At 36.1% G+C, this 26,374-nt stretch carries 28 protein-coding genes; 6 read left to right on the plus strand and 22 right to left on the minus strand.

All coding sequences use genetic code 11. The features are described 5' to 3' along the window. Positions 1-37: 37 nt before the first annotated feature. The gene (gene panE / locus MHB74_RS19180; RefSeq protein WP_081110250.1) at positions 38-928 is read right to left on the minus strand and encodes a 2-dehydropantoate 2-reductase; all 891 of its coding nucleotides are present in this window, start codon (positions 926-928) and stop codon (positions 38-40) included. 374 nt (positions 929-1,302) lie between these two features. Between panE and MHB74_RS19185 the strand changes: the two genes are divergently transcribed. Beyond that, positions 1,303-1,776: an N-acetyltransferase gene (locus MHB74_RS19185; RefSeq protein WP_061678253.1), complete on the plus strand. Its 474-nt coding sequence runs from the start codon at positions 1,303-1,305 to the stop codon at positions 1,774-1,776. Positions 1,777-1,810: 34 nt separating this feature from the next. Here MHB74_RS19185 and MHB74_RS19190 read toward each other — a convergent pair whose 3' ends face one another. From MHB74_RS19190 to MHB74_RS19200, 3 genes are all read right to left on the minus strand, one after another. Further along, on the minus strand, positions 1,811-2,317 hold the full coding sequence (locus MHB74_RS19190) for an RsfA family transcriptional regulator (RefSeq protein WP_061678254.1): 507 nt from the start codon (positions 2,315-2,317) through the stop codon (positions 1,811-1,813). 128 nt (positions 2,318-2,445) lie between these two features. Then, complete coding sequence (rpmF, locus tag MHB74_RS19195) at positions 2,446-2,619, minus strand: 50S ribosomal protein L32 (RefSeq protein ID WP_001984764.1); 174 nt, start codon at positions 2,617-2,619, stop codon at positions 2,446-2,448. A 61-nt stretch (positions 2,620-2,680) separates the two neighbouring features. Further along, positions 2,681-3,181, minus strand: coding sequence for a YceD family protein (locus tag MHB74_RS19200; RefSeq protein WP_061678255.1), 501 nt, complete (start codon positions 3,179-3,181; stop codon positions 2,681-2,683). A gap of 153 nt (positions 3,182-3,334) precedes the next feature. Here MHB74_RS19200 and MHB74_RS19205 point away from each other — a divergent pair, with 153 nt between their 5' ends. After that, positions 3,335-4,576 (plus strand): nucleotidyltransferase, encoded by a 1,242-nt coding sequence (locus MHB74_RS19205; protein WP_168216093.1) that lies wholly within the window; start codon positions 3,335-3,337, stop codon positions 4,574-4,576. 25 nt (positions 4,577-4,601) lie between these two features. On the opposite strand, the gene MHB74_RS19210 is transcribed toward MHB74_RS19205, so the two are convergent. Both MHB74_RS19210 and MHB74_RS19215 read right to left on the minus strand, forming a co-directional pair. Continuing rightward, on the minus strand, positions 4,602-5,627 hold the full coding sequence (locus tag MHB74_RS19210; RefSeq protein ID WP_061678257.1) for a SepM family pheromone-processing serine protease: 1,026 nt from the start codon (positions 5,625-5,627) through the stop codon (positions 4,602-4,604). Beyond that, the gene (locus MHB74_RS19215) at positions 5,620-6,411 is read right to left on the minus strand and encodes a patatin-like phospholipase family protein (protein ID WP_061678258.1); all 792 of its coding nucleotides are present in this window, start codon (positions 6,409-6,411) and stop codon (positions 5,620-5,622) included. The genes MHB74_RS19210 and MHB74_RS19215 overlap by 8 nt, the downstream gene beginning before the upstream one ends. Before the next feature lie 113 nt (positions 6,412-6,524). Between MHB74_RS19215 and ylbJ the strand changes: the two genes are divergently transcribed. Beyond that, positions 6,525-7,754 carry a sporulation integral membrane protein YlbJ gene (ylbJ, locus tag MHB74_RS19220; protein ID WP_061678259.1) on the plus strand — a complete coding sequence of 410 codons (1,230 nt, stop codon included), beginning with the start codon at positions 6,525-6,527 and terminating at the stop codon, positions 7,752-7,754. On the opposite strand, the gene coaD is transcribed toward ylbJ, so the two are convergent. Together coaD and rsmD are read right to left on the minus strand one after the other, a co-directional pair. After that, a complete protein-coding gene (gene coaD, locus MHB74_RS19225) occupies positions 7,746-8,237 on the minus strand; it encodes a pantetheine-phosphate adenylyltransferase (RefSeq protein WP_000200598.1) in 492 nt (163 codons plus the stop codon). The genes ylbJ and coaD overlap by 9 nt on opposite strands. After that, positions 8,234-8,800, minus strand: coding sequence for a 16S rRNA (guanine(966)-N(2))-methyltransferase RsmD (rsmD, locus tag MHB74_RS19230; protein WP_001266982.1), 567 nt, complete (start codon positions 8,798-8,800; stop codon positions 8,234-8,236). The genes coaD and rsmD overlap by 4 nt, the downstream gene beginning before the upstream one ends. Positions 8,801-9,307: 507 nt before the next feature. Between rsmD and MHB74_RS19235 the strand changes: the two genes are divergently transcribed. Beyond that, entirely contained in the window at positions 9,308-9,697 is a 390-nt protein-coding gene (locus MHB74_RS19235) for a DUF7147 family protein (protein ID WP_000616014.1), read from the plus strand. A gap of 54 nt (positions 9,698-9,751) precedes the next feature. Here MHB74_RS19235 and MHB74_RS19240 read toward each other — a convergent pair whose 3' ends face one another. The 6 genes from MHB74_RS19240 to MHB74_RS19265 all read right to left on the minus strand — a co-directional run bounded on the left by MHB74_RS19240 (position 9,752) and on the right by MHB74_RS19265 (position 13,282). Beyond that, entirely contained in the window at positions 9,752-10,018 is a 267-nt protein-coding gene (locus MHB74_RS19240) for a YlbG family protein (protein WP_061678315.1), read from the minus strand. A 126-nt stretch (positions 10,019-10,144) separates the two neighbouring features. After that, positions 10,145-10,594, minus strand: coding sequence for a YlbF family regulator (locus MHB74_RS19245; RefSeq protein ID WP_061678260.1), 450 nt, complete (start codon positions 10,592-10,594; stop codon positions 10,145-10,147). A 116-nt stretch (positions 10,595-10,710) separates the two neighbouring features. After that, positions 10,711-11,283 carry a histidine phosphatase family protein gene (locus MHB74_RS19250; protein WP_061678316.1) on the minus strand — a complete coding sequence of 191 codons (573 nt, stop codon included), beginning with the start codon at positions 11,281-11,283 and terminating at the stop codon, positions 10,711-10,713. An 82-nt stretch (positions 11,284-11,365) separates the two neighbouring features. Beyond that, positions 11,366-11,611, minus strand: coding sequence for a YlbE-like family protein (locus MHB74_RS19255; RefSeq protein ID WP_001200991.1), 246 nt, complete (start codon positions 11,609-11,611; stop codon positions 11,366-11,368). A gap of 12 nt (positions 11,612-11,623) precedes the next feature. Beyond that, positions 11,624-12,061 carry a YlbD family protein gene (locus tag MHB74_RS19260; RefSeq protein ID WP_061678261.1) on the minus strand — a complete coding sequence of 146 codons (438 nt, stop codon included), beginning with the start codon at positions 12,059-12,061 and terminating at the stop codon, positions 11,624-11,626. Between the two features lie 186 nt (positions 12,062-12,247). Beyond that, positions 12,248-13,282, minus strand: coding sequence for a CAP domain-containing protein (locus MHB74_RS19265; protein WP_061678262.1), 1,035 nt, complete (start codon positions 13,280-13,282; stop codon positions 12,248-12,250). Between the two features lie 206 nt (positions 13,283-13,488). Between MHB74_RS19265 and MHB74_RS19270 the strand changes: the two genes are divergently transcribed. After that, entirely contained in the window at positions 13,489-13,854 is a 366-nt protein-coding gene (locus MHB74_RS19270) for a YugN family protein (protein ID WP_061678263.1), read from the plus strand. Between the two features lie 36 nt (positions 13,855-13,890). Here MHB74_RS19270 and ctaG read toward each other — a convergent pair whose 3' ends face one another. The 6 genes from ctaG to ctaB form a co-directional block, all read right to left on the minus strand. Further along, positions 13,891-14,796: a cytochrome c oxidase assembly factor CtaG gene (gene ctaG, locus MHB74_RS19275; protein ID WP_061678264.1), complete on the minus strand. Its 906-nt coding sequence runs from the start codon at positions 14,794-14,796 to the stop codon at positions 13,891-13,893. Between the two features lie 85 nt (positions 14,797-14,881). Further along, positions 14,882-15,214 carry a cytochrome c oxidase subunit IVB gene (ctaF, locus tag MHB74_RS19280; RefSeq protein ID WP_061678265.1) on the minus strand — a complete coding sequence of 111 codons (333 nt, stop codon included), beginning with the start codon at positions 15,212-15,214 and terminating at the stop codon, positions 14,882-14,884. 3 nt (positions 15,215-15,217) lie between these two features. After that, entirely contained in the window at positions 15,218-15,841 is a 624-nt protein-coding gene (gene ctaE / locus MHB74_RS19285; protein WP_000557861.1) for a cytochrome c oxidase subunit III, read from the minus strand. Further along, positions 15,841-17,676 carry a cytochrome c oxidase subunit I gene (gene ctaD, locus MHB74_RS19290; protein ID WP_170955056.1) on the minus strand — a complete coding sequence of 612 codons (1,836 nt, stop codon included), beginning with the start codon at positions 17,674-17,676 and terminating at the stop codon, positions 15,841-15,843. Before ctaD ends, ctaE begins: the two co-directional genes overlap by 1 nt. A gap of 60 nt (positions 17,677-17,736) precedes the next feature. Beyond that, positions 17,737-18,786, minus strand: a complete 1,050-nt coding sequence (coxB, locus tag MHB74_RS19295) for a cytochrome c oxidase subunit II (protein ID WP_000745278.1) — start codon at positions 18,784-18,786, stop codon at positions 17,737-17,739. 93 nt (positions 18,787-18,879) lie between these two features. Continuing rightward, entirely contained in the window at positions 18,880-19,803 is a 924-nt protein-coding gene (ctaB, locus tag MHB74_RS19300) for a protoheme IX farnesyltransferase (protein WP_001015058.1), read from the minus strand. A gap of 497 nt (positions 19,804-20,300) precedes the next feature. Here ctaB and ctaA point away from each other — a divergent pair, with 497 nt between their 5' ends. Further along, positions 20,301-21,236, plus strand: a complete 936-nt coding sequence (gene ctaA / locus MHB74_RS19305) for a heme A synthase (RefSeq protein ID WP_061678266.1) — start codon at positions 20,301-20,303, stop codon at positions 21,234-21,236. 112 nt (positions 21,237-21,348) lie between these two features. On the opposite strand, the gene pyc is transcribed toward ctaA, so the two are convergent. Together pyc and ftsW are read right to left on the minus strand one after the other, a co-directional pair. Beyond that, positions 21,349-24,795, minus strand: coding sequence for a pyruvate carboxylase (gene pyc / locus MHB74_RS19310; RefSeq protein ID WP_061678267.1), 3,447 nt, complete (start codon positions 24,793-24,795; stop codon positions 21,349-21,351). Between the two features lie 333 nt (positions 24,796-25,128). Continuing rightward, positions 25,129-26,310, minus strand: coding sequence for a putative lipid II flippase FtsW (gene ftsW, locus MHB74_RS19315; RefSeq protein WP_061678268.1), 1,182 nt, complete (start codon positions 26,308-26,310; stop codon positions 25,129-25,131). Between the last annotated feature and the right edge of the window lie 64 nt (positions 26,311-26,374).

Raw genomic sequence — 26,374 nt, forward strand, 5'->3', positions numbered from 1 at the left:
TGTAGTCAATGTTGCACGTAAAAGCAAAGAATTACACTTATTCTTTTACTTCTAATCCTTTTATTGCATCGAACAAAAATTGAAGTGTTGGAACAGATCGTTGCTGTTTCTTAGCTTCTTCTATCACATATCCAACAATCGCACCAATTTCCGTTTGTCTATTCGCTCTGACATCTGCCAGCATAGATGATGTATTATGAGACGTTCTTTCACATACGCGGCGTACCATTTCCCATACCATTTCTTTTTCTTCTTTAACGAGAAAGACGACTTCCTGAAATACTTGTTCCATCAATCGATAAAAAAATGGGTTCGTAATCAACTCTCCGTTCTGAACTTGTAATAATGCTGTCAAAGGATTAATACATACATTAACTACTAATTTTTTGTGCATAACATTCTTCCAATCATCTTCTATTTGAATCGGAAAATGAGGAAAAGGAAAACAATTAAATATTTTTTCAAACTGCATAGACTGGCCGTGCACGATTCCAAACTTCGTTACACCTATCCCTGTATGATAAACGATATGTTTTTCTTCTTTTTTCGCACCATGCTCTACAATCCCAACCGCAATATTTTCATTCCCGATTTGCTTCATAGCATGAAGATGCGACATTCCATTTTGCAAAAAGATTAATGAGGATTCCCCTCGCACAAAAGGCAGTATGTCCGTTATATGATATTGCTTAACAGCAATAAATATATAGTCTAGCTTCTGATCTAGCATACTTTCTATTGGTAAAACAGGCGGGAATACCGTTTCACATTCCCCCTCCCTCATACAAGTTACACCCGTTACATTCAATTCCTCAGCCTGTTTAGCTGTCCTTGTAAACAACGTAACATCTTGCTTACTTTTTTGTAAATAAAATGCATACAATAGACCGATAGCTCCTGGTCCTACAATTCCGATTTTCATTTTCACACAAGGAACTCATATGAACACGATACATAAGTCCCTTTTCCCTCCCCCTTTTCATCCCGCAAAAACCTGATTGGTGCGGAATCATAATTAACTACAGGTGAACAAATCCCACCGATTACAGTTTCACTTTATCTTCCTTAATTGCATGAATACAGTTTACAATTTCATTGCTCTTTGACAAACAAATGCAACCTCTTCTTCAATATGTATATACTACCTATTCATATACTTCTACTCTTAGTTTAGCAAATCCTCAAAAAAATAATAAAAGAAATATACTATAATCTTCATAAAAATAAAAAAATGAGTTATAATATTATTATAAATATTTTTACTTTTCTGCATTCAACGAGACAAGAAAAGGATGTGATGTTATGGGATTCCCAAAAGTTGAGCGCTTGCTCATCAATTATAAAACATTAGACGAGTTTAAAAAATTTAAAGGTTGCGGAGCTCAAGAACTATCCATGTTAGAAGAATTACAGGCAAATATTATTGAAAATGATAGTGAATCTCCATATTACGGTATTTATTATGGCGGATCACTAATTGCACGTATGAGTCTATATATGAAAAGGAACGGCGGGGAACCATTCGAAATTACAGGTACTTACCTAGAACTCTATAAACTTGAAGTGTTACCAACTTTCCAAAAACAAGGATTCGGAGAAATGCTTGTAAATTATGCGAAGGGGCTACAGTTCCCAATTAAAACGATCGCACGTATCCATTCAGCTGGTTTTTGGGATAAATTAAATTTCCAGCCTGTATCAGTACCCGATGGTGATTTTTATGTTTGGAAACCAGAAACAAATTTGAATGCGGTTACAAATGAAGAGTCTGCATAAGAAATAAAAAAACAGCTACATAGCAGCTGTTTTTTTATTTCTTTAACTTTTCTAACTTCCCATTCGAACGAGCACTATTTCTTTCTGCTACCATTACACTTCTTTTTTGATCGATATAATCAAGCAATGTTCTATATTCTTCCTCATATACTGATAATCGCTCCAAAAGACTCTCTCTCTCTGTTTGTAACGATTCAATTTGCTGTTGCAACACCATTAAGGAGTTTTCATCTTTATAATTTTGCAAGAAATCAATAACATCATTCAAAGTAATTGACGTGGGCTCTAATACCTTCGTCTCTTTCACTTCATAATTTTCTACTTTACGTAGTTGCTTCGCTTCTTCGATACGTTCTTTGTATTGCTTCCTAACGTAAGAATTCCATCTAAATCCACATGCTGCTGGTGTACGAGATAAATGTCTTCCCACTTCTTTAAAGGCAGATAATTGCGTTCCACCTTCTTGAATATGCCGGAGTACTACTTCTGCCAGAAGCAAATCTTCATCATCAGTCCAAGCATCTTGTCTTGTTGTCGCCATCTCTCTAGTCCTCCCTATGCATTTTTTATTAAACATATGCAGTTACTAGAAAAGATAGAATACAACAAATGAAGAATAAGACAAAAAAAATAAACGCAGAAGATATCTTCTACGTTTATTTCCCGCAATTACTTGCTGATTACTTCTTTACCTTTGTAAGTACCGCATGCTTTACATACACGGTGAGCTAATTTCGCTTCACCACAGCTTGGGCACTCTACCATACCAGGTACTGATAATTTGAAATGCGTACGACGCTTTCTTTTTACTGTTTTAGAAGTTCTTCTAAAAGGTACAGCCATTCTTCCCACCTCCTTAAAAGAAATAGTTATTTTCATATGAAGGCCTAAACCAGTCTTCCGATTATTTGTCAAAAAACTTTGCAAGTCCTGCTAATCGTGGATCAACAGTCTTTTCTTTGTTTTCTTCCGAAATCACTTGCCAGTCTTGACCTTGCATCGGTGCTCCACCAGAAACATCATCACTGAAAATTTGCATTGGAATCTCCAAAAGTATATTTTCCTTGATTACGGGCAGTAAGTCAAGTACTTCTCCTTCTAAACAATGAATTTCAGCTTCAGTTTCAAATTCTTCTTGTGAAGTTTGGAACACCTCAGTTGTTTTAATGTCAAATGGTAATGTCACATCTACTAAAGAGCGAGAACATGGTAAAACCATGCTTCCAGTTATATGTAGATGGAACGTAAACTTACCGGAGCCAAAATCAACCCTTCCTGTTACATGAACAGGATTAATTTCACGAATATCTTTCTCGACCTCTTGTAGCTCACTTACATCTACCATCTCATCCAATGTCAATCCTTTATTTCTCAATTTATTCAATTGATGGATGGACCATTTCATATCATATCACCTCAAGGCAACAAACAAAATTATAGCTAGCCATTTTATATTTGTCAATGTTTTTTCTTTACACTATAATGAAGTCATCATAGTAAATAATATATAGAGTATCACGTTTTTCAAAAAGATGCTACATCGAAAGGAGAGATTACCATAAAAGCCAGTGGTATTGTTGTTGAATATAACCCTTTTCATAACGGTCATGATTATCATGTGCAACAAACAAAAAAGTTAACACACGCTGATATTACAATCGCTGTTATGAGTGGCCCTTTTTTACAGCGTGGTGAGCCAGCGCTCCTATCCAAATGGTATCGTACCAAAATGGCCTTATCATGCGGTGTAGACCTTGTTGTAGAGCTTCCATATGCCTTTTCAACACAAAAGGCTGAAACCTTTGCAAATGGTGCTATTTCCATTTTAAACGCCCTACACGTTTCTGAAATTTGTTTCGGTAGTGAAGATGGACAGATCGAAAATTTTCATAACACCATCTCTGCGCAAAAAAATGAAGAAGAGACTTTTAATCGTCTTGTAAAGCAATTTATGAATGCGGGTAACAGTTACGCAAAAGCTACATCTGACGCCTTCCTACACATTTTACCATCCGAAAAAAACATAGACATGTCACAACCGAATAACATATTAGGATTCCAATACATGAAATCAATTTTCTTACAAAATAGTTCTATACAAGCACAAACGATAAAAAGATTCGCATCTCATTATCATGATGAAACATTTAGCGATCAACATATTGCAAGCGCAACTAGTATTCGCAAGCAACTTTTTAGCGAAAATAGTTCTTTTGCAGAAATTAAACCTTTTATCCCAAAAGCGACTGCTTCTCTTTTAGCAAGTTACAAACAAAACTACGGGATTTTACATAATTGGGAACAATACTTTCCATTTTTCAAATACAAACTCATGACGATGTCTCCGGAAGACTTACGACATATATATGAAATAGAAGAAGGTTTAGAGCATCGTATTTTATCAAAAATACAAACCAGTTCCTCCTTCCATTCATTCATGGAAGCATTAAAAACGAAGCGTTATACGTGGACTAGATTACAAAGAGCTTGTACACACATTTTAACAAATACAACAAAAGAAGAAATACATAGCGCAAATATAGAGCAGCATGCACCGTACATTCGTCTACTAGGCATGTCACAAAAAGGACAAACTTACCTTTCAAAAAACAAGAAAAAAATAGAACTTCCCATCCTTACCCATACAAAAACATTTGACCATCCTATTTTACATATAGAGAGAAAAGCCAATTCTGTATATTTCTCCATCATGCAAGAACCATTACGAACACAACTACTAAAACAAGATGCAACACACCACCCAATTCGTTATGATGAATCAACTGCAAAATTTCTATAAAAAAACCTCTCTTTTTCAGAGAGGTTTATTTTTTCTCGCCCATTTTTTCCAAATACAGTAATGCATCATCCAGCGTATCAACTGGCACAACTTTCATTTTTGTTTTAATATCTTTCGCAGCCTCAAGTGCATCTTTATAATTCGATTTCTCCGCACCTTTTTCATTTGGCGCAAAGAACACTTCAGCACCAGCATCACTTGCAGCGACCACTTTTTGCTGAATACCACCAATCGGTCCAATTTCTCCCTTTTCATTAATCGTCCCTGTTCCAGCTATTTCATGCCCTCTTGTTAAATCATCTTCCACAAGTTGATTATATATTTCTAATGTAAACATTAGGCCTGCCGATGGTCCGCCTATTTCATGAGAATCAATTTTCACTTTCGGATCTACCACTAATTCTCTTTCCGTAACGATAGAAACCCCTATGCCAACGCGTCCATTTCCATTTGGGATGGTCTTTGCATTTAGATCTTCTTTTAACTGTTTTCCATTCCTCTTGTACTCAATATTTACTGTATCTCCTTCTTTTTTCCCTGTCATATATTCAATAAATTGCTCCGTCTTTTCAAAAGTTTTTCCGTCGACAGCTACGATAACATCTCCAAGTTTAAGCTTTCCTTCTGACGGCATCCCTTTCGCTACACCAGCAACCAATACACCTTTATTTTCAAAAGAAACAGTACGATTTGCACGTTTATAAGCATTATAGATGGCTGCATTTTGCGAATCTTTCATCGCATAATTTTGCCGAAATTGATATTCTTCATCACTTTCACCTTTTTGCAATATTTCTTCCGCTTTCGAAATATGTGTATATTTATTAAACTGTGCCGCTATTAAATTCACCACATTTGCTGGTCCCATTGAAACCGTAACAAGCATAAAATCACCAGATTCTTTCGTTCCACCCTCCACTTGAACGTAAGGCTCTAATTTGGCCGCCATCCCTGGTTTTGTTACATAATACGGTAAACGTACGTAAACAAGTAACATCGCCAATATAACCCCTATTAAAATTGCATATATAAACCGAAAACGCTTAAACATTATGTTTCTCCTTCCATTGCTCAATTAATAAAAAAATATTTGCAACATGTTTTTCAGCTTCTACTTCTCCAACTCGAATAATGTCTTCAATATTTGTAAAAGCACGTGAACTAAATTGTTCTACAGCTGGTCGCATCATTAAATCCGATGCAATTTGCCGATTCATCACAAGCTCATGTTGCATAATTTCAATACTCTGCATAATTACATCATAAATAGACGTAACCTCTCCATTCACTTTAATCGGGGATACATCAACAGCAATAACAATATCGGCACCTAACTCTTTCACAACCGATACTGGAATGCGATCAATCACTCCACCATCCACCAATAATCGTCCATCTATTTTTTCTGGCACAAACACTCCAGGTACAGATATGCTAGCTCTCACCGCCTCTGCAACAGGACCACTTGTAAAAACTACTTTTTCCCCCTTCAAGATGTCAGTAGCCACAACAGCCGTCGGGATATCTAACTCTTCTAAATTTTTATTATATGTAAACATTTTAATCATATCTTTGACACGTTTTCCAGCAATAAATCCCATTTTCGGAACCGTAAAATCTAAATAATATTTCCTCTTAAAAACATTTGCCAGTTTATACAGCCTTTCAACGTTTGAGCTAGCTGCATAAAATGTACCTACTAATGCCCCCATACTACTTCCTGCAATCATATGAATCGGTATACCATTTTCCCTTAAAACTTTTATAACACCAATATGAGCAAATCCTTTTGCCCCCCCAGACCCAAGAGCTAAACCAATTTTCGGTTCTTTCATTTTTCTCACCCTTTATTTTTTTTCATTCCTTTTTTCATACTTATGGTCTAAATTCACCACGTATCCACGTATACTGAAATGAACGTTTTTGGGACAAAGGGGGATTTACTTACATGTATGAAAAATGGAAAACGGCTTTCCTTACCATATCAACATTGTTTTTAACCTTTTCTCTTGTACTTCACCCCCAAGCTGCTTTGCAAGCTTCCATTCGAGGGTTAAATATATGGTGGGAAGTTGTATTCCCTTCACTTTTACCGTTTTTCATCATTGCGGAACTTCTAATTAGTATTGGTGTTGTAAAATTTATAGGTGTTATATTAGAACCACTCATGCGACCACTTTTTCGCGTTCCAGGGATAGGCGGATTTGTCTGGGCAATGGGAATGGCTTCAGGATTCCCTGCTGGCGCCAAATTAAGCGCTAGACTGCGTAAAAGTAATCAGCTAACACAAATCGAAGCAGAGCGCCTCGTATCTTTTACAAACTCATCTAATCCACTCTTTATTTTTGGAGCTGTTTCTATCGGTTTTTTCAATAATCCGAAATTAGGAATCGTGTTAGCTACTGCACATTATTTAAGTAACTTTGCCGTCGGGTTATTGATGCGTTTTTACGGCAATAACAACGTTTCCACGAATGATAAACATACTACTAAAAAACGTCCTTTTCAAAACCCTTTTTCAATCCTACACGAGACACGCATGCAAGAAAAAAGACCAATAGGAAAATTACTTGGGGACGCTATCGTTTCTTCTATTCAAACGTTACTTATGATTGGTGGATTTATTATTTTATTCTCTGTTTTAAATAAAATGATTACTGTATTCCATATTACAGCAGCACTTTCTTTTATTATGCAACATATTTTATCATTCTTCCAACTAACTACAGAATTTAGCCTTCCGATATTATCAGGCATTTTTGAAATGACACTCGGAAGCCAAATGATTAGTCAAGTAAATGAAACACCCCTCCTGCAGCAAGCTATGGTAACAAGCTTTATTTTAGCATTTAGCGGCCTTTCTATTCAGGCACAAGTTGCTAGCATATTAGCTGAAACAGACATCCGATTTAAGCCCTATTTTTTCGCGCGAATTATTCAAAGTATTCTTGCTCCTATTTTCACTCTTGTATTTTGGAAACCATTTTATGAAAAAGTAACCTCTTTTTCACCTATGCAAAAAGATATCCCCGTATTTTTACCAAATCATTCTTCTATATTGCATGAAATTTGGACATCTTTTGTGCATTATGGACCGATATTCACATTATTTTGTTTATATGTATATGTTATCTTATTATTTTTTCGTAGCAACAAAGAAAAACCCCGTTCACTTTAACGGGGTTTGAAACTTTTCTTTTAAAGCACGTTCTACAACAGGAGGTACAAGATCTACTACGCTTCCGCCATATCTCGCAACTTCCTTCACAATGCTCGAGCTTAAAAATGAATATTGATTGTTTGTCATAATAAAAAATGTTTCAATATTTTCATCTAATTTTCGATTCATAGAAGTAATTTGCATCTCATATTCAAAATCAGAAACCGCTCGTAACCCACGTAAAATCGCGTTTGCATTACGCATTTTCGCATACTCCACTAATAGTCCACTATGTGAATCTACCTTTACATTCGGGATATCCTTTGTTGCTTCTCGAATTAAATCTAAGCGCTCTTCAACTGAAAAGAACGGTTTTTTTGACGAGTTGTTTAAAACTACTACGTATACCTCATCAAATACTTTTGCTCCCCTTTTAATAATATCCAGATGCCCAAGGGTAATTGGATCAAAACTTCCCGAAGAAATAGCTATACTAGTCATTCCGTCCCCTCACCTTCATACTTATAAATCGATATTGCTGTAATCCCATAATTTTCAGCTCTTACTTTTACAAGTCTCCCTATAGACTCAGGTAAAACCACATCATTACCATGCTCTGACATAATTAATCCATCTCTATGTAACAATCCATGTTGATCCATCACACTAATTAAAGATACAATTTTTTGATCTTTATATGGAGGATCAATTAATATAAGGTCGAATGATATTTCACGTTTTATAAGAGCCTTTACCGCACGTTCTGCATCATTTCGATATACTTCAGCTTGTTCCTGAATTCGACAACTTTCTAAATTTTGATGGATTACCTTTATCGCTTTATTATCTCGATCAACAAAGATTGCTTTATCAATCCCTCTACTTATAGCCTCGATTCCAAGACCACCACTACCGCCAAATAAATCAAGAGCGGTACCGCCATCAAAATAAGGGCCTATCATATTAAAAATTGATTCTTTTACTTTATCTGTCGTTGGACGTGTTGTATTACCTGGCACCGCTTTAAGTGGATGCCCTTTACATTTTCCTGAAACTACTCTCATCTGTTGTCACTACCTTTATTTCAATCTATCGAGCAATTATAGAAAGCCTTTCTCCATTCGGTAACCGCTACCAAACTATACGATTCCATTCATCTTTCAACAAACATTAGAAGAACTTAGCTTAAAATAATCGCTCAGCATTTTTATGTATTCATCTCACTATTCGCTAACACGAACTATTCATTTCACTTTACCTTTTTTATCCTATCATAAAATAAAAAAAAGAAAAATAAAAAGCCAAACATAAAATTTAATTTCATGATGTATATCTTCATTTAGATTGGACATAAATAATTATAACAACATCACCTTCGATGTTGTTGCCAACCGCGGAGAAGACTTACGTTTCCCCATAAGTTCTTCCTCCGGTTTCTCCTCTCCCTTTGCCTTCTTACTAGTACAAGCTAGTATAAGAAGGGCCCTGCTTTGCAGGGTTTTTTTTCTTTGTCTACTTTTCATTTAAAAAGTGAGATGGTACAGTAAGTAAAAGAAAGAGGAGGAAAAAATATGATTCAACGTTTTATAGAACTCGGAGAAGGCTACTCTGATTTATATGAATTACTTGAAATTGCCAAATCAAATCAAGAACGTATAACACATATGTTACAATTTGAAACGATTAAAAATGAAAAAAAAGTGTGCTCACTTGTTGTAATATTAAAACCAACTACTACTGGTGATTTCCAACCATTATACATATGTCGTGAAGGTATTCCTGTACTTGAAAATAAAAAAAGTAAACGCGTCATTTTATTTGAAGAAACAGCTGAACAACTAGGAAAAAAAGTAACTACCTTTACGGTAAAACCATCCACAACTTTCCCAGAAAAAGAACTATTCTTCAATCATTTAATTGGTATTTTACGAATGAATAATTTCATTCCTCCAATGAAATAACACTTTATTTCAAACGAAAAAATCCCCCGCTAAAATTAGCAAGGGATTTTTTTATTAGCTATAATCGTATTCTTTTGCCCGATCAGGACGTGAATTTTCAAATTCCGTTTTTAAATACGGGCGGTACGACGGTTCTATCTTTTTCACAAAAGGAAGTTTGTTCAACTTTTGCATCATATGCTCAATTTGTTCCATATCACAATATACTACTGCGTATTTTAAGCGTTTTGATATGTAATGTATGTTACCATATTTCCTTAAAATCTTGGCATGTTTCAATGAATGTAAATAAACAATCATACTTTGTCGTTGCCCGAACATAATCTTCTCCATCTTCTCCTTTTAAAAACATATATTTTATATTTTATGAAAACCAATCAGAAATTTATGACATTACAGGACAAACTCTGTATACGTTTTCTTCTACCTTCTAAAAAACGGGGTGATTTACCCCGTTTTACAGCCACAACCTCCGCCGGTACCACAACCGCCACCACAGCCACCAGCATCAAAAAATGGATTTCCTGTTGGAACTTTGATGGAAGAAGACACCTCCGAACCGATTGCTACACTAACTTCATCTAACAACTTTTGCAAAGCTGTTTCTACTCGTTTAAAAGCTGCAATCTTGTCGTGTAAGTCTATAGAACGCTTTAACTCCCTCATTTTCGTCGAAACGAAAGTATAATCAGGATGGTATTTACCGAAACGTTGCACTTCTTCATATCGTTCTTTCATCGCTGTAAATTGCTGAATTAACGTCTGAACTTCCACATCTTCATGCAATTCTTTATAACACTTACGATAATCTTCTGCTATATCTGAACAGATGATCGCTTTTGCAAGCTGCTCTGCCTTATCTAATATCAATACGCTTTCCAGCGTCGCTACAATCATGAGAGACACCTCCGAGTATTCATCATACCACATTTAGAATAGAACTACTAATTGAAGTGCCTCACTAAACAGAAAGATATCACTCTAACTATTTTCCATATAATTCTAGCACATACTTATACATTAATATGTTCCGCAATATTATATTTCAGAACATCCCATTTCCCACTATTTTCTTTCACGTAACTAATACATGCGTTTTTTAATGGTGTCTTAAACGAAATATCTTCCGGTGCAATTGCATGTAAAATTGCTTTTATCGCATGTGAATGAGCTACAATGATAATACGTTTGCCAGAATGAGTTTCTGCAACATCTTTTACAGCAGCAAAGCAACGAGTTACAATCTCTTCATCTTGCTCCATACCTTCTACTTTACCTTCTGCAATTAGCTCCCTAACAGTCGCAACCGGCTTCCCAGAAGCTTCACCAAAATTACGTTCAACAAATCGCTCATCTAATAAAATCGATTCCAGTCCTGTAGCCCCTGCAATTTCCTTAGCTGTTTCGTGCGCTCTAATTAATGGGCTACTTATAATCACATCCCATGCTTCCGCTTGCAAAGCAACTGCACTTTGACTTGCTTGCTTCTTTCCCACTTCATTAAGTGGAATATCTTCACGTCCCTGAATAATCTCTTGAAAATTCCAATCAGTTTGTCCATGTCGTACTAAACAAATTTCCGTCATGCTCATGCTGCAACTCCTTTTTAAATAATCCGCTTCTATTGTATCAAAAGTTCTGCATGACGGACATAGTTTTCCCTTCCAATTATGTTGTATTTTGCTGCTTCATATACTGAAACATATCGATCATAATGGAAGCCACTGCCAATTGATTTTGAAATTTCTCAACTTTATCTGGTATCGTTTTTTTGAAATGTTGCATAGCCGCTAACTCAAATGCCTCTTTTTCTTCAGGGTTTCGCGTTAATTTTCTATACCAGTACGGTTGCTCCCTAATATAGCGAGATAAATCCTCATCCGCCTTTATAAACTCCATAATTTCTGCTCTCATCCGCTTTCCCCCCTAATCCTTCTGAAAGAAAAATGGATTATTTTCGGAAGTACTTTCTTCTTGCCGCGCGGGCTTCCCTTGAAATTGTTGAAACACTTGTTGCACACTACCAATAGCACTCGTCACATTCGCTAAATGGTGTTGCATCTGTTCCACATCTAGCTTTTTAAAGAAAGAAAGCATTTGTCCCATCACATCAGCAGTTTTTTCCTCTTCAGTTCGATTATCTTTTTCTTGTTTATTTTCCTTTACCGAAGAAAAAGCTGGCGCTCCATCCGGTCTGAAAGTTGCCCATATCGGATCTTCTTCACCAAGTAAGTACCATTCTTCATAAAACTGTTGCCAAGTTTTGTGACCACTTCTAACCTCATGAACCATTTTAGGGTGATGGTTTACAAACTCTTTAAACTGTTGAACCGATGGATGTAACGGTCCTTTTGTTGTTGGCATAATCCTCACCTCTTCATGTATATCTACTATATAGTAAGAAAAAAAAGGCACATGGTTCGCCTATTTTTAGACGATTCATGCACCTTTTTATCCTGCTATTTGCATACGGTAAGATTCTCACCTACAATTCAGTAAATACGAAGTACTGAAACGCCAGGTGTCCCCTACACAACTTAAAGTTTCACTTTATTTCCGAATAAAGTTTTGTGTATAAAACTTATCGTATACCCCAACACCTAACCCTGTAAATTGTTCATTTAATACATTCTTTCTATGCCCTTCACTATTTAACCAACCTTGCACCGCCGCAATTCCATCACTATGTTGCGCCGCTATGTTCTCACCAGCAAGTTGAAACCCTACTTTCCCGCGCTGTAAACGATCTCCTAACGTACCTTGTGTAGGTGAATCGTGTGCAAAGTAATTATTATCCTTCATATCTTTACTATGCCCTATAGCCACATCTGCTGTTTCTTGATCCCAAGCTAACAACGGTAACTTATGACGACTTCGAATAATATTTGTTAAATCAAAAATTTGTTGCATATTCCCATTCTCTATTTGTTTCATTTTATCTGGAGTCAATGGTTGTTCCGCTAGTAATTCACCTGAATAAACAAGCTGATACGGTTTTTGGCGTAATAATGTTTCATCATCCATATAACGAACACCAACAAGCTCATGTGTAAAATGATCAAAATATAATTGTGCCCAGCCATCTTCTACAGGTATTAATGGTTGTTCCATCACTTCCGTGTCAGATAACTCAAATTGATAACTATTTTTCCCTCTTTTTAACGAAATCTCATGCGAGAGTGGATTCTTTTTATACACTTCTTCATACTTTTCATTTATATAATAAGGCGGCACCTTAACTTGCTCTCCAGCAACATACGCCGTTACAACTTTTCGTTCTGCAACCCCAAATTGCACATACTGAGTTAAATCTTGATTGTATACCCACCATTCATATCCGTAAGCAGATGGCTCTATTCGAGATGGTTCGCCCCATTTTGCTAATAAATTTTCAGAGTCCCCACCAATTATACTTAAAACAGTATCGGACGAGTCTTCATTTACTTGTTTTTTCTTTTTCACAATTTTATTTTCTTGCTTTGATTGAGATGGGGTTAATATATATTGTGAAACGAGTAATTTCCCGTATAAATCAATAGCTAAAATTAAAAATGTAATCATTACGATACGCAATAATTTCTTCACTCGATATACCTCCTGCACAAAACATAAAATTGAGATATACACAAATCCTTTTCTTTCCTTTTTTGTGTGTACCGTACTCTTTTCACTATATCATATTTTCGCAAAAAAAGTCTGGATTATCCCTTTTCTCTCAATATGAATTGCACTTTCTCATTATTCATACTATTATAAAAACAATGACATAACATGAAAAGAGGAGGTATTATATGCAATTTACAAATACGAAATTTAATGGGGCAGTCGTTGATTTAACACTATTAACAGAAATTATGGAAAAGAACCATTTTGTACTTGCTGGACAATGGGATTATGAGCGGGTTACATACGATTATAAATTCGAAATATTAGACGATGTTTATTATTTGCGTGTACAAGGTTTTGCTGTTGAAGGTGACATTGGTAGCAGACACGCTGAAGTAAAGTTACTTCCTCCCTTATTAGGAAAACATTATTATCCTCATGGCGTTGAATATGGTGATGGTGAAACTTTCCCAACGAATGTACTTCAAAAAAGCGAACAACTCCTACAAAATGTCGAAAAAGAGTTAAAAGAGTTCCAAATCATTGAATAAAATAAAAGTGAGTGCATCAATATGATGCACTCACTTTTATTTCGTTTGTAAATACGGTGGCAATTGTTGCAACTGCTCTTTATCCTTTTCACGTTCTCGACGCGCCCATCGAAAGAATACATAGCCGATAATTGTACCATACACTATTTCCTGGACAATTTTCATAATGATGCCGCCTGTTTGTTGGTCTTGTACGACTGGCATCCAGTGTAAAAATTCTGGTCCTGTTATATTTAAATCTGATAAAGTTCCCGCCGGTACACATAGTTCCATCGCCTTCATCCAAGCAGCTGAATCCGTATACGTTGCAAATAACGGTGCAGTCGCAAAAATGATTAACGCGCAAGCTGGCGTTAATAATATACCGTTAGCAAACATATAACCAAGTTTCTTTATATCACTTAACGTTTGATATTCGGGTAATGGATTTAGCATCGGCCACCACATCATGATTGCCGTAAAGAACAATATAGCAAGACAAATAGGATGTGCAATTTGACTTTGTTTTACTGTATCGAAAACAACTGGTAAATGATAAAAAGAAAACAGGCCATTAAATACAAACAATGCAATTAGCGGCTTAGCAAATACCTTTAATATAATTTGAACGAACTTAAAAGAAGTAATATAACGATATAACCAAACTGGTATACCAAGCAACAATAACGGCGGAACTGCAATATACATAACTGCCATTTCAAACATATGTGCACTAAATATAATATGACCAATTAAATCAATAGGCCCTCCCTTTACAAAGTACAAAAGAACAATCCCGGTCGTAAAATAAAAAATTTGCTTCTTACTTACCTTCGTCGCATTTTCAAATCGCGTTCTATATGGCCCAATAATTAAAAAGTACCCAATAAGAATCGAAAGCATAAATAATAAAAAGATCGGACTCCATAAAGCTTGAAAACCAAATATCCACAAGTTGCTCATTGCCACACCCACCTTCTGAAGGTTACCCTTTCACATAATATGAAGAGGGAGCTGTGACAACACAAGCTCCCTTATTTTTCACTTTTCAAATCCACACAATTGTCATAAAAGCTAAAATTGTAATTAACCCGATTAACAGACCAGAATAAAGAAAGAAACTCGCCGCTTCATGTCCTTTATGACTCATATGCATAAAATAATACAATTGAAAAATTACTTGTACCACTGCTAATAGTAAAATAAATGGTACTGAGAAAGTCGGACTAAAAGTTTTCGGATATGCTACTGCTGCAAATGCAACTAATGTTAAAAAAATCATTAATGTAAATGTAATAACTTGATGCTTCATTTCCTCCGCACTTTTTCTCTTCCGATAAACAAGATCAACTTTAGGATTATTCGTTTGCTTTATCGCCATTGTTTATCCCACCATTCCCATCAAATATACTACAGTGAAAATAAACACCCAAACTACGTCAATAAAGTGCCAATAAATCGATGCAACATAAAACTTCGGTGCATTGTATAAATTTAGCCCTCTCTTCGCATTTCTAAAGATTAATGTTAAAATCCAACACAATCCAAACAATACGTGGAGTCCATGCGTACCAACAAGAGCATAAAACGCGGAACCAAACGCACTACTTCTCATAGTATGCTTAAATTCATGCGTATAATGATAAAACTCATATATCTCAAACCCTAAAAATCCTAAACCTAGCAACACTGTTACTAGTAGCCAAAGTTGCATTTTCTTAAAGTTAAAGTTTTTCATATGATACATCGCATATACGCTCGTTAAACTACTCGTTAATAAAAGCATCGTCATAATGAAAACGAGTGGCATTTGGAACATCTCTTGAGATGTCGGTCCACCATTTGTAGAATTTTTTAACGCTAAATATGTGCCAAACAAGGAAGCGAACAATACTGTTTCGCCTCCAAGAAATAACCAAAAACCGACAAACTTATTTTTTCCCTCAAGGGTTGCTTTTTCAGGCTCTGCTGGAAATGTTTCATTCGTTAATTTTTCATCTACATGCATTATGCCTTGCCCCCCTTATCTTCTAAATCTTCCTTATGAATATGATATCCATGATCATCGATTACTGAACGTAGGAACATCGTTCCAAAGGTAATGATTAAACCAATAATTGCTACTAATAACCAAAACTTATCTTTTCCGCCCTGCATATACATTGCACCGAAAGCCGCTATAAACAATCCTAACGAAATGATAAATGGTGAAAACGATGGATTTGGCATATGAATATCGCCAACTGGTTCCGCCGCTGTCATCTCTTTATTCCCTTCACGTTTTTCAATCCAAAACGGATCTAATCCACGCACAAATGGTAATTGTTTAAAGTTATATTCCGGTGTAGGTGCTGGCATTGTCCATTCTAATGTACGTGCATCCCATGGATCACGACCAGCCTTTTCTTTTGATACCGTTGTTTTAATTACATTGAATAGAAGAACAATCGTTCCAAGAGCCATAAACACCGCTCCAATAGAACTAATCATATTCCCCATTTCCAATCCTTGACCTTCAAGATATGTGTAGTAACGACGAGGCATACCAATTAACCCTAGGAAATGCTGAATAAAGAACGTTAAATGGAAACCGATAAAGAATAGCCAAAACGTTATCTTCCCTAACGTTTCATTCAATACTTTATTAAACATCAGTGGCCAATAATAATGAGCTCCTGCTAGTAAACCAAATACAACACCGCCGACAATTACATAATGAAAGTGTGCTACTACGAAATAGTTATCATGAAATTGATAATCAGCTGGTGCAGATGCTAGCATAACACCTGTAACTCCACCCATTACAAATGATGGAATGAAAGCTACTGCCCACATCATCGGTGTCGTAAAACGAATACTTCCGCCCCACATTGTAAAGAGCCAGTTGAATATTTTGATACCGGTCGGAACCGCAATCGCCATTGTTGCAACTGAGAAAATAGCATTTGCAACTGGACCAAGCCCAACAGTAAACATATGATGCGCCCATACCATAAATCCTAAGAATCCAATTAATACCGTCGCAAACACCATCGATGAATAACCAAATAATCGCTTTTTCGAAAATGTCGCGAAGATTTCTGAGAATATTCCGAAAGCTGGGAGTATAAGAATGTATACTTCCGGATGACCGAAAATCCAGAATAAATGCTCCCATATAATTGTATTCCCGCCCAATGCTGGATTAAAGAAACTTGTTCCAAATAAACGATCTAACATTAAAAGTCCTAATCCTACAGTTAACGGCGGAAAAGCGAATAATATTAGCGAAGATGTTACAAATGTCGTCCATGTAAACATCGGCATACGCATATACGTCATCCCTGGCGCACGCATATTAATAATGGTTACAAGGAAGTTAATACCTCCAATTAATGTACCAATACCAGAGATTTGCAAACCGAGTACATAAAAATCAACACCATGGCCTTTAGAGGCTAAAGCTAAAGATGCATAAGACGTCCATCCTGCATCAGGTGCTCCACCTAAAAACCAACTTAAATTTAAAAATACTCCACCAAAGAAAAACAACCAAAATCCGAGTGAATTCAAAAACGGGAACGCTACATCGCGTGCACCAATTTGAAGTGGTACAGCGGCGTTCATAAATGCGAACACGAGTGGCATAGCTGCGAGGAAAATCATTGTTGTACCGTGCATCGTTAATACTTGATTATAAGCATCCCCAACAAGAAAAGCGTTGTTAGGAATCGCTAATTGAAGGCGAATAAATAGAGCTTCTATTCCGCCTATTACAAAAAACAATCCACCTGCAATTAAATAGAGAATGGCAATCTTTTTATGGTCTACTGTCGTTAAATAATCCCATATGACAGCACCCATCCCCTGTTTTTTTGCTACAGAACTCACGTTTTCAACCTCCCCTTCGCGAATAATCCCTCTTTACTTTTCAACTTTTAACGTTTGTAAGTATGCATTTAATGCATCAATTTGATCATCCGTTAAGTTGCCATATTTACCAGTCATTTTATTTCCTGGTTTCATATTTTCAGGATCTTTCAGCCATTTTTTTAAGTTTTCTTCATTGTTTTCGGCAATACCGGCAACCATATCGCGATCCGCAAAGTTTGCTAAGTTTGGTGCGATACGAGCGGAAGGTGGTCTACTATCATTAGATCCAACTGCGTGACAACCAATACAGCTTTTATTAAATATTTCTTGGCCCTCTTGCGCCTTTGTTGAAGCTACTTCTTTCTTCCCATCAATCTTCTTCATATCAGCAAGCCATTTTTTGTACTCGCTTTCATCTAAAGCTTTCACTTTGAATTGCATTAAAGAATGTGATGGGCCGCAAAATTCTGTACAAAAACCATTATAAGTGCCCGATTTATCTGCCTTTAACCACATTTTGTTCACATTATCTGTATTTGTATCCATTTTCCCAGCTAAAGATGGAACCCAAAACGAATGTTTAATATCGGCACCCTTCAAATTCAAATACACTTTCTTACCTGTGGGGATGACTAAATCTTGAGAAGTTACTATTTTTTCTGATTTATAAGAAAATTCCCACCAATAAAGATTCGCTGTTACATCAACAACGATAGTATCTTTATCAATATTCTTTTTCTCCATCGCACTTACATCAGCAAGTTTGAATGTATATGTAACCGTTGGAACAGCTAAGATTAACAAAAGAATAATCGGAATAACTGTCCATATAATTTCTAGTTTGTGATTCCCTTCAACTTGCTCCGGAATATAATCTTCCTGACCCTTCTTTTGTCGGAAACGCACAATTACATATAAGAAAATAATAGTAACTACTAGTACTACTCCTACCATAATCGCAGTTGCTAGTAAGAGCAAATCATATTGCATTTTTGCTACTTCTCCTTGCGGAATTAAAGTAGATTGAAAGGCTTTACCGCATCCCCCTAACAGTAAAGCCAGCAGTGAAACGAACGAAAGCAGTCGCCACTGTTTCTTCATACAAACAACCCCCACTTTCCTTGTGAATTAGATTGTACTTTATAGTTAAGTAAAGTAAATCTCAACGTAAAGAAATCCAATTATGTCGTTGTCTTAGAAGAATGTAACTACAATCATTGATACAAATAAGATTGTTAAATAATTTAGGGAATAAACAAACATTTGTACGGACCATTTGATGTCATCTTTCTTACGGAAGCCATAAAATCCTAAAACGATCCATCCGATGTTTAACAATGTTGCAATTACCATAAATGTTATCCCTAGACCACTCATATAAAATGGTAGTGGTAATAAACATACTGTCCAAATCATAATTTGGCGTTTCGTAATTTCAAATCCATGAACTACAGGAAGCATTGGAATTCCTGCATTTCGATATTCATCAACACGTTTCATTGCTAATGCAAGGAAATGTGGGATTTGCCAAATAAACATAATCAAAAATAGCATCCAAGCAATTGGATGGCCTAAAGATGGATCGATTGCTGCCCATCCAATTAAAGGTGGAACTGCACCAGAGATACTACCTACAACAGTATTTAGTGTATACTTTCTCTTTGTCCATAAACTATATAGAACAACATATGTGAAAGCACCAATAAAGCCCATTAATACTGCCATTGGTGTTGTTAATAATAAAAATACAAACCCAAGAAGTAATATAACTAATCCAAATGTAAGTGCAAATCCTGGTTTATACTTTCCAGTAACCGTTGGACGGGTCTTTGTTCTTTCCATTAATGGATCGATGTCTCGATCAATGTAGTTGTTTAAACAACATACCCCTGCCATAACTAATCCAGAACCAACGATTGTAAAAAATAACTTATCCAGATTGTCCATCACACTTAATCCATTAAAGTGTAATGCCAACCAAAATCCTGTAAATACAGTAAGTGTATTTGAGTTTACAATCCCCATTTTAACGAGCGCTTTTAAATCTTGTAACCGAGTTGTTTCCGGTACACTTGTAACAGCAGACTCATCATGCAGCTCACTTGTTGCATGGTTCATCACTTTAACCCCCTCTTAAAACTTTCATCTTTCTTTTCGCGCCTATTTCGAATGAAATATTTCGCTTCTATATAGCAATATTATTACAGTAGAAACATTGTTAACCCATTCTACTACTAATCTACGCCCATACTCCAATATATTAAATCATATTTCCCGAACATTTTGTGAAGAAAACATGAACTTTTTGTGTCGAACATAAAAAACTTAATTCTTACTTGTCCTTATCATAACATGATGTTACCTTCTATCATAAACTTTTTTGTCATATTTAACACGTATTCTCCCCATTTCTTTTCAAAATAGCCTATTTTCCCCCTATTTTTTTCCTTATATATCCTATTTCTACACCCATTTTCTCTCCCCTGTCTTCCCCCGCCATTTCTTTGCTATTTTATTATTTTTTATATATCATAGGAACTAGCGCGTTTTATTCTATACATAATGGAATGAAAATATTTCGCAATAACTTCATAGCAGAAAGATGGTGAAAGAGATTGCAACGCTTTATTAAATGGTTAGCAGTCATTACAAGTCTTGATTTATTAATAGTTTTACTAGGAGGCGCCTTAGTTACAAAAACGGGTTCTGGCCAAGGCTGCGGTAAATCATGGCCACTTTGTAACGGTGAATTTGTTCCATCTAATTTATCAATGGAAACTATTATTGAACTGAGTCACCGCCTTACATCAGGATCCGCAGGAATTCTTGTCACTCTCCTTTGTATTTTGTCCTGGAAATATTATAAACATGTGCGCGAAACAAAAACGTTAGCAATTTTATCCTTCGTATTTTTAGTTGCACAAGCATTAATGGGGGCTGCAGCAGTTGTTTGGGGACAAATGCCAGCTGTACTTGCTATCCATTTCGGTATTTCCTTAATTTCATTTGCTTCTGTTATTTTATTAACGTGTCTTATCTTTGAAATTGACCAAAAATTTGATGCACGTTCACTTATTATGGACAAAAAAATGAAATTTCATATTTATGGTGTAACAATTTACTGTTATCTCGTTGTCTACACAGGAGCTTTAGTACGCCACGAACGAGCTAGCTTAGCCTGTCCAGACTTCCCTTTATGTAGCAAAAATAGACCTATGCCAACTCAACTCCATGAATGGGTTCAAATGGGACATAGAGTTGCAGCGATGTTAATTTTCGCTTGGATACTATACGCGATGATTCTCGCTATTCGCCATTACAAACAGCAGCCTGTCGTATACTGGGGATGGATCATTTCATTTATCCTTGTTACACTTCAAGCTATCGTAGGAATTTTAGTCGTATTTACAAATGCTAGTTTAGCAATGGCATTATTACATTCACTATTCATTTCTTGCTTGTTTGCTGTACTATGCTATTTAGTTATGTTAGGTACAAGAAGTAAAGCGAATGCAAAAGAAGCTGAATCAACTTCTAAACAAACAAAATAAATTCAAATTAAAATACCTTGCCGAATTGGCAAGGTATTTTTTGCGATAAAGTGAAACTTTAATCAATGGGGATAAAGAAAAAGAGCTGCATGTACACAGCTCTTTTTCTATTTTAGTGATCTAATTCAATCAGTAAATCACCCGTTTGAATTGCATCTCCATCGTTAACATATACTTTTTTCACTTTACCATTGAACGGCGCTTGAACTGTCGTTTCCATTTTCATCGCTTCTGTAATTGCCATAGAATCGCCTTTTTTCACTTCATCGCCTTCTTTAACAACTACTTTAATAACCGTTCCTGGCATTGTTGCACTAATGTGGTTTGGATTTTCACGGTTTCCTTTCACACGTTGTGCCACTGTTGCTTTCACACTTTCGTCTTTCACAACAATCTCACGTGGTTGACCGTTAAACTCCAAGTAAAGAACACGATTTCCATCTGGCTGAGGCTCTCCGATTGATACTAGTTTTACCATCAATGTTTTACCTTGTTCGATTTCCACATTGATTTCTTCACCAAGTCTCATACCATAGAAGAATGTCGGTGTATCAAGCACAGATACACTTCCATAAAGCTCAGCAACTTTTTCGTAATCCATAAATACTTTTGGATATAATGCATATGCAACGACATCAAAAATCGTCACTTCGCGTCCAAGTTTATGGAATAGCTCTTCTTTTAACGCATCGAAATCTACTGGCTCTAATAATTCACCCGGTCTTACTGTTAATGGCTCTTTCCCTTTTAAAATAATTTCTTGTAATTGTTTCGGGAAACCACCGTATGGTTGTCCTAAATCTCCTGAGAACATTTCAACAACAGATCCCGGGAAGTCCATAGAATGCCCACGTTCTAAAACATCTTGTTCTGTTAAGTGGTTTTGAACCATAAATAATGCCATATCACCGACAACTTTAGATGATGGTGTTACTTTAACAATATCGCCAAACATGTCATTCACACGGCGATACATTACTTTCACTTCATCGAAGCGATCTCCTAAGCCAACCGCTTTCGCCTGTTGTTGTAGATTACTATACTGTCCGCCTGGCATTTCGTGCATATATACCTCTGTATGGGGTGCATTCATACCACTTTCAAACGGTGCGTAGTATTTACGTACATCTTCCCAGTAATGAGATAATTTTTCTAATGAATCTATATTAACGTCTGGCTGTCTTTCGTTTCCACCTAATGCATAGTATAGCGTGTTCGCACTTGGTTGTGACGTTTGACCAGCCATAGAACTTACTGCTACATCGACAATGTCAACACCTGCTTCAATTGCCTTTGTATACGTTAATATACCATTTCCACTCGTATCGTGTGTATGCAAGTGAATCGGAATCGATACCGTCTCTTTTAATGCAGAAACTAAATCATATGCCGCATTAGGTTTTAATAAGCCTGCCATATCTTTAATTCCTAATATATGTGCTCCTGATGCTTCTAACTCTTTTGCTAAGTTTTTATAGTAATTTAAATCATATTTACTACGTAACGGATCATGAATATCTCCTGTGTAGCACATTGTTGCTTCTGCAATTTTGCCAGTATCTCGCACAGCATCAATCGCAACTCTCATACCTTCTACCCAGTTTAAGCTATCAAAAATACGGAACACATCAATTCCAGCTTGAGCAGAACATTCCACAAATTTTTGAATTAAATTATCTGGATAGTTTTTGTAACCAACTGCGTTTGAAGAACGCAGTAACATTTGGAATAAAACGTTTGGCATTTTTTCACGAAGATCTAGTAATCGTTCCCATGGATCTTCCTTTAAGAAACGATATGCAACATCAAACGTTGCACCGCCCCACATTTCCGCTGAGAATAGGTTCGGTAACATTCTCGCTGTCGGCTCTGCAATTTGATGTAAATCTTTTGTACGAATACGCGTTGCAAGTAATGATTGATGCGCATCACGGAATGTTGTATCCGTTAAAAGTACACGATTTTGATCTTGTACCCACTTTACTAATCCGTCTGCTCCACGCGCATCCAAAATTTGTTTCGTTCCATCTTGGATCGGCTCTGAGTGTAATACATTCGGTATACGAGCATCCGGGAAAATTGGTTTCTCTTTTTTTCCTACTCCTGGGAAGCCATTGACCGTTACTGTCCCAATGTAATTTAACATTTTCGTTCCGCGGTCTTTACGTTTCGGGAACAAGAATAGTTCAGGTGACGCATCAATAAATGAAGTGTCATATTCTCCTGATAAGAAGTTCTTATGTTTTACTACATTCTCTAGGAATGGAATATTTGTTTTAATACCACGAATACGGAATTCTTTTAAGTTACGTTCCATTTTCGCAGCAGCTTGTTCAAAAGTAAGTGCCCATGTTGTAACTTTTACAAGTAAAGAATCGTAGTACGGTGTAATAACAGCACCTTGGAAACTATTACCTGTATCAAGACGAACACCGAAACCACCACCTGAGCGGTATGCCATAATTTTCCCTGTATCCGGCATAAAATTATTTAATGGGTCTTCAGTCGTTACACGAGATTGTATTGCAAATCCATGTACAACTACTTCCTCTTGCTTCGGAACACCCACTATTTTACTATGTAATGCATGTCCATCAGCTATTAAAATTTGCGATTGAACGATGTCCACTCCTGTAATCATTTCTGTAATCGTATGTTCAACTTGAACACGTGGATTTACTTCTATGAAGTAAAACTCATCACCTTTTACAAGAAATTCTACTGTTCCTGCGTTTAAATAATTTACATTTTTCGTTAACTTAACAGCAGCATCACAAATACGCTGGCGCAAATCATCTGAAAGTGACACACTAGGTGCAATTTCTACAACTTTTTGATGACGACGTTGTACAGAACAGTCACGCTCGTATAAATGAACAACATTGCCCTCTTCATCTGCTAAAATTTGAACTTCTATATGTTTAGGTTTTTCAACGAATTTTTCTACGTATACTTCATCATTACCAAAGGCTGCTTTTGCTTCTGACTTCGCTCGATTATACGACTCTCTTAATTCTTCACTAGTACGTACAATGCGCATACCACGACCGCCACCGCCAAGGGAAGCTTTAATAATAATCGGGTAATCATACTTTTCAGCAAATTCTTTGACTTCTTCTATTGAATTTACTGGCCCATCACTACCAGGAATAACTGGAATTTGTGCTAGCTGCGCTTGTGTTCTTGCTTTCACTTTATCTCCAAACATATCTAAATGCTTACTCTTTGGACCGATAAAGATAATTCCCTCTTCTTCACAACGTTTTGCGAATTGAATATTTTCTGACAAGAAACCATATCCAGGGTGGATTGCATCTACATGATTACTTTTCGCAATCTCAATAATGCCCTCAATATCTAGATAAGCATCAATTGGCTTTTTCCCTTCCCCAACTAAATAGGACTCATCGGCTTTATAACGATGATAAGAACCACTATCCTCTTTAGAATAGATTGCAACTGTTTTTAATCCAAGTTCCGAACAAGCTCGAAACACACGAATTGCAATCTCTCCACGGTTAGCTACCAATACTTTTTGAATACGTTGCAGCTTTGTCATGATTTTCCCCCTCTACTTTCCTACCACTCTAGAGATAAAATATATACACACCATAAAGAGCGTGAAGTTCTTCACTTTCTACATTATATTATACTTAGAAAGCTTCACTTTATTTTTATCCATCATACCTTATTTTTTAACAAATGATAAGTTTTCTGATCAATTTGTTTCACAAAAATAGTATAGCATACCTCTTCCTTTTCTAACAACCTAATTGTATATCACATTAGTTTGAATGTGATATATTTTTTATTATAAATACTGATTAATGTATCCTATTTAATATTTTTAAAAAATAAAAAACACATCGCGCTCTAAAGCACAATGTGTTTTTTATTTTACAACAACAAGACGCGGTCCATCTTGTTCTCTTTCTTTCATTTCCTCATTTTGCTGCTTTTCTTGTCGTTTTACATGACTAGCAATATTTAACAATATACCCATCGAGATTAGATTAGCCAACAGGGAACTACCACCATAACTAATAAACGGTAAAGGTACCCCTGTAAGCGGTATTAATCCAGACATACCACCAACATTAACAAAGGTTTGTATCCCAAGTAAACTTGCAATTCCAATCGCAACTAAACTTCCAAATGGATCTTTACATTTTTGTGCCACTCTAAACGAACGAATAATAATAAGTAATAAACAGATTAAAATGATAGCTACTCCTATAAACCCGAGTTCTTCAGATATAATCGCCATAATAAAATCCGTTTGCGGCTCTGGCAAGTAGCCATACTTTTGTATACTATTTCCTAATCCTCTACCATTTAACCCACCTGAAGCAATTCCAATAAAAGAATTAACTAATTGAAATCCATCATTTTGAGGATCACTAAACGGATCAAGAAAAACTGAAAATCGAGCTTTTTGGTAGTCACTTAATTTGTAGTTTCCAATAAAATACAACGCTGGAATCCACACGACAGATGTTAATAAAAATCTTTTTATCCACAAGTTCACATTAACCCCTGAACAAAAGAACATGATTAACACTGTTCCACCTATTAAAATGTCAGTCCCTAAGTCATTTTGTAATAAAATTAATACCATCGATCCACCGACAATAACCAAGGGAGGTATTATCCCTTGGAAAAAAGGGGTTTGCCTCTCTTGTTTCTTAGCAAAAAAGGTTGCTAGCGTAATAATAACCGTTATTTTTACAAACTCAGCCGGTTGTATACCTAATATCCATCCTTTTGCACCATTTATAACCTGCCCGAAAACTAAGGCTGCTGTTAGTAAGGCTAGACTCCCGAACCCAATTGCTGCTAGAACTATTTGTTCTCTCCAAAATTTATAAGGGATTATAACGACAATCACTAGTATTACCGTTCCAATAGCAAGAGCAACTAATTGTTTTTTAAAAAAGTGATCTGCTGGCCAGTTATTTTTCGACGAAATCGCGACAATGGAACTAGAACTATATACCATTATAACTCCCAAAACACATAAGATAACAAGAGGAAGTAATAATGAATAATCCATTGATTTCCATACTCTTTTCATTTCATTTCCTCTTTCTGTTTCAATTTAATTATTGTTGTATTCCATATGTACATTGATTCTTCCT

Origin of the sequence: Bacillus sp. FSL K6-0069, assembly GCF_038007785.1 — a bacterium.
In the GTDB taxonomy this organism is placed as follows: domain Bacteria; phylum Bacillota; class Bacilli; order Bacillales; family Bacillaceae_G; genus Bacillus_A; species Bacillus_A mobilis.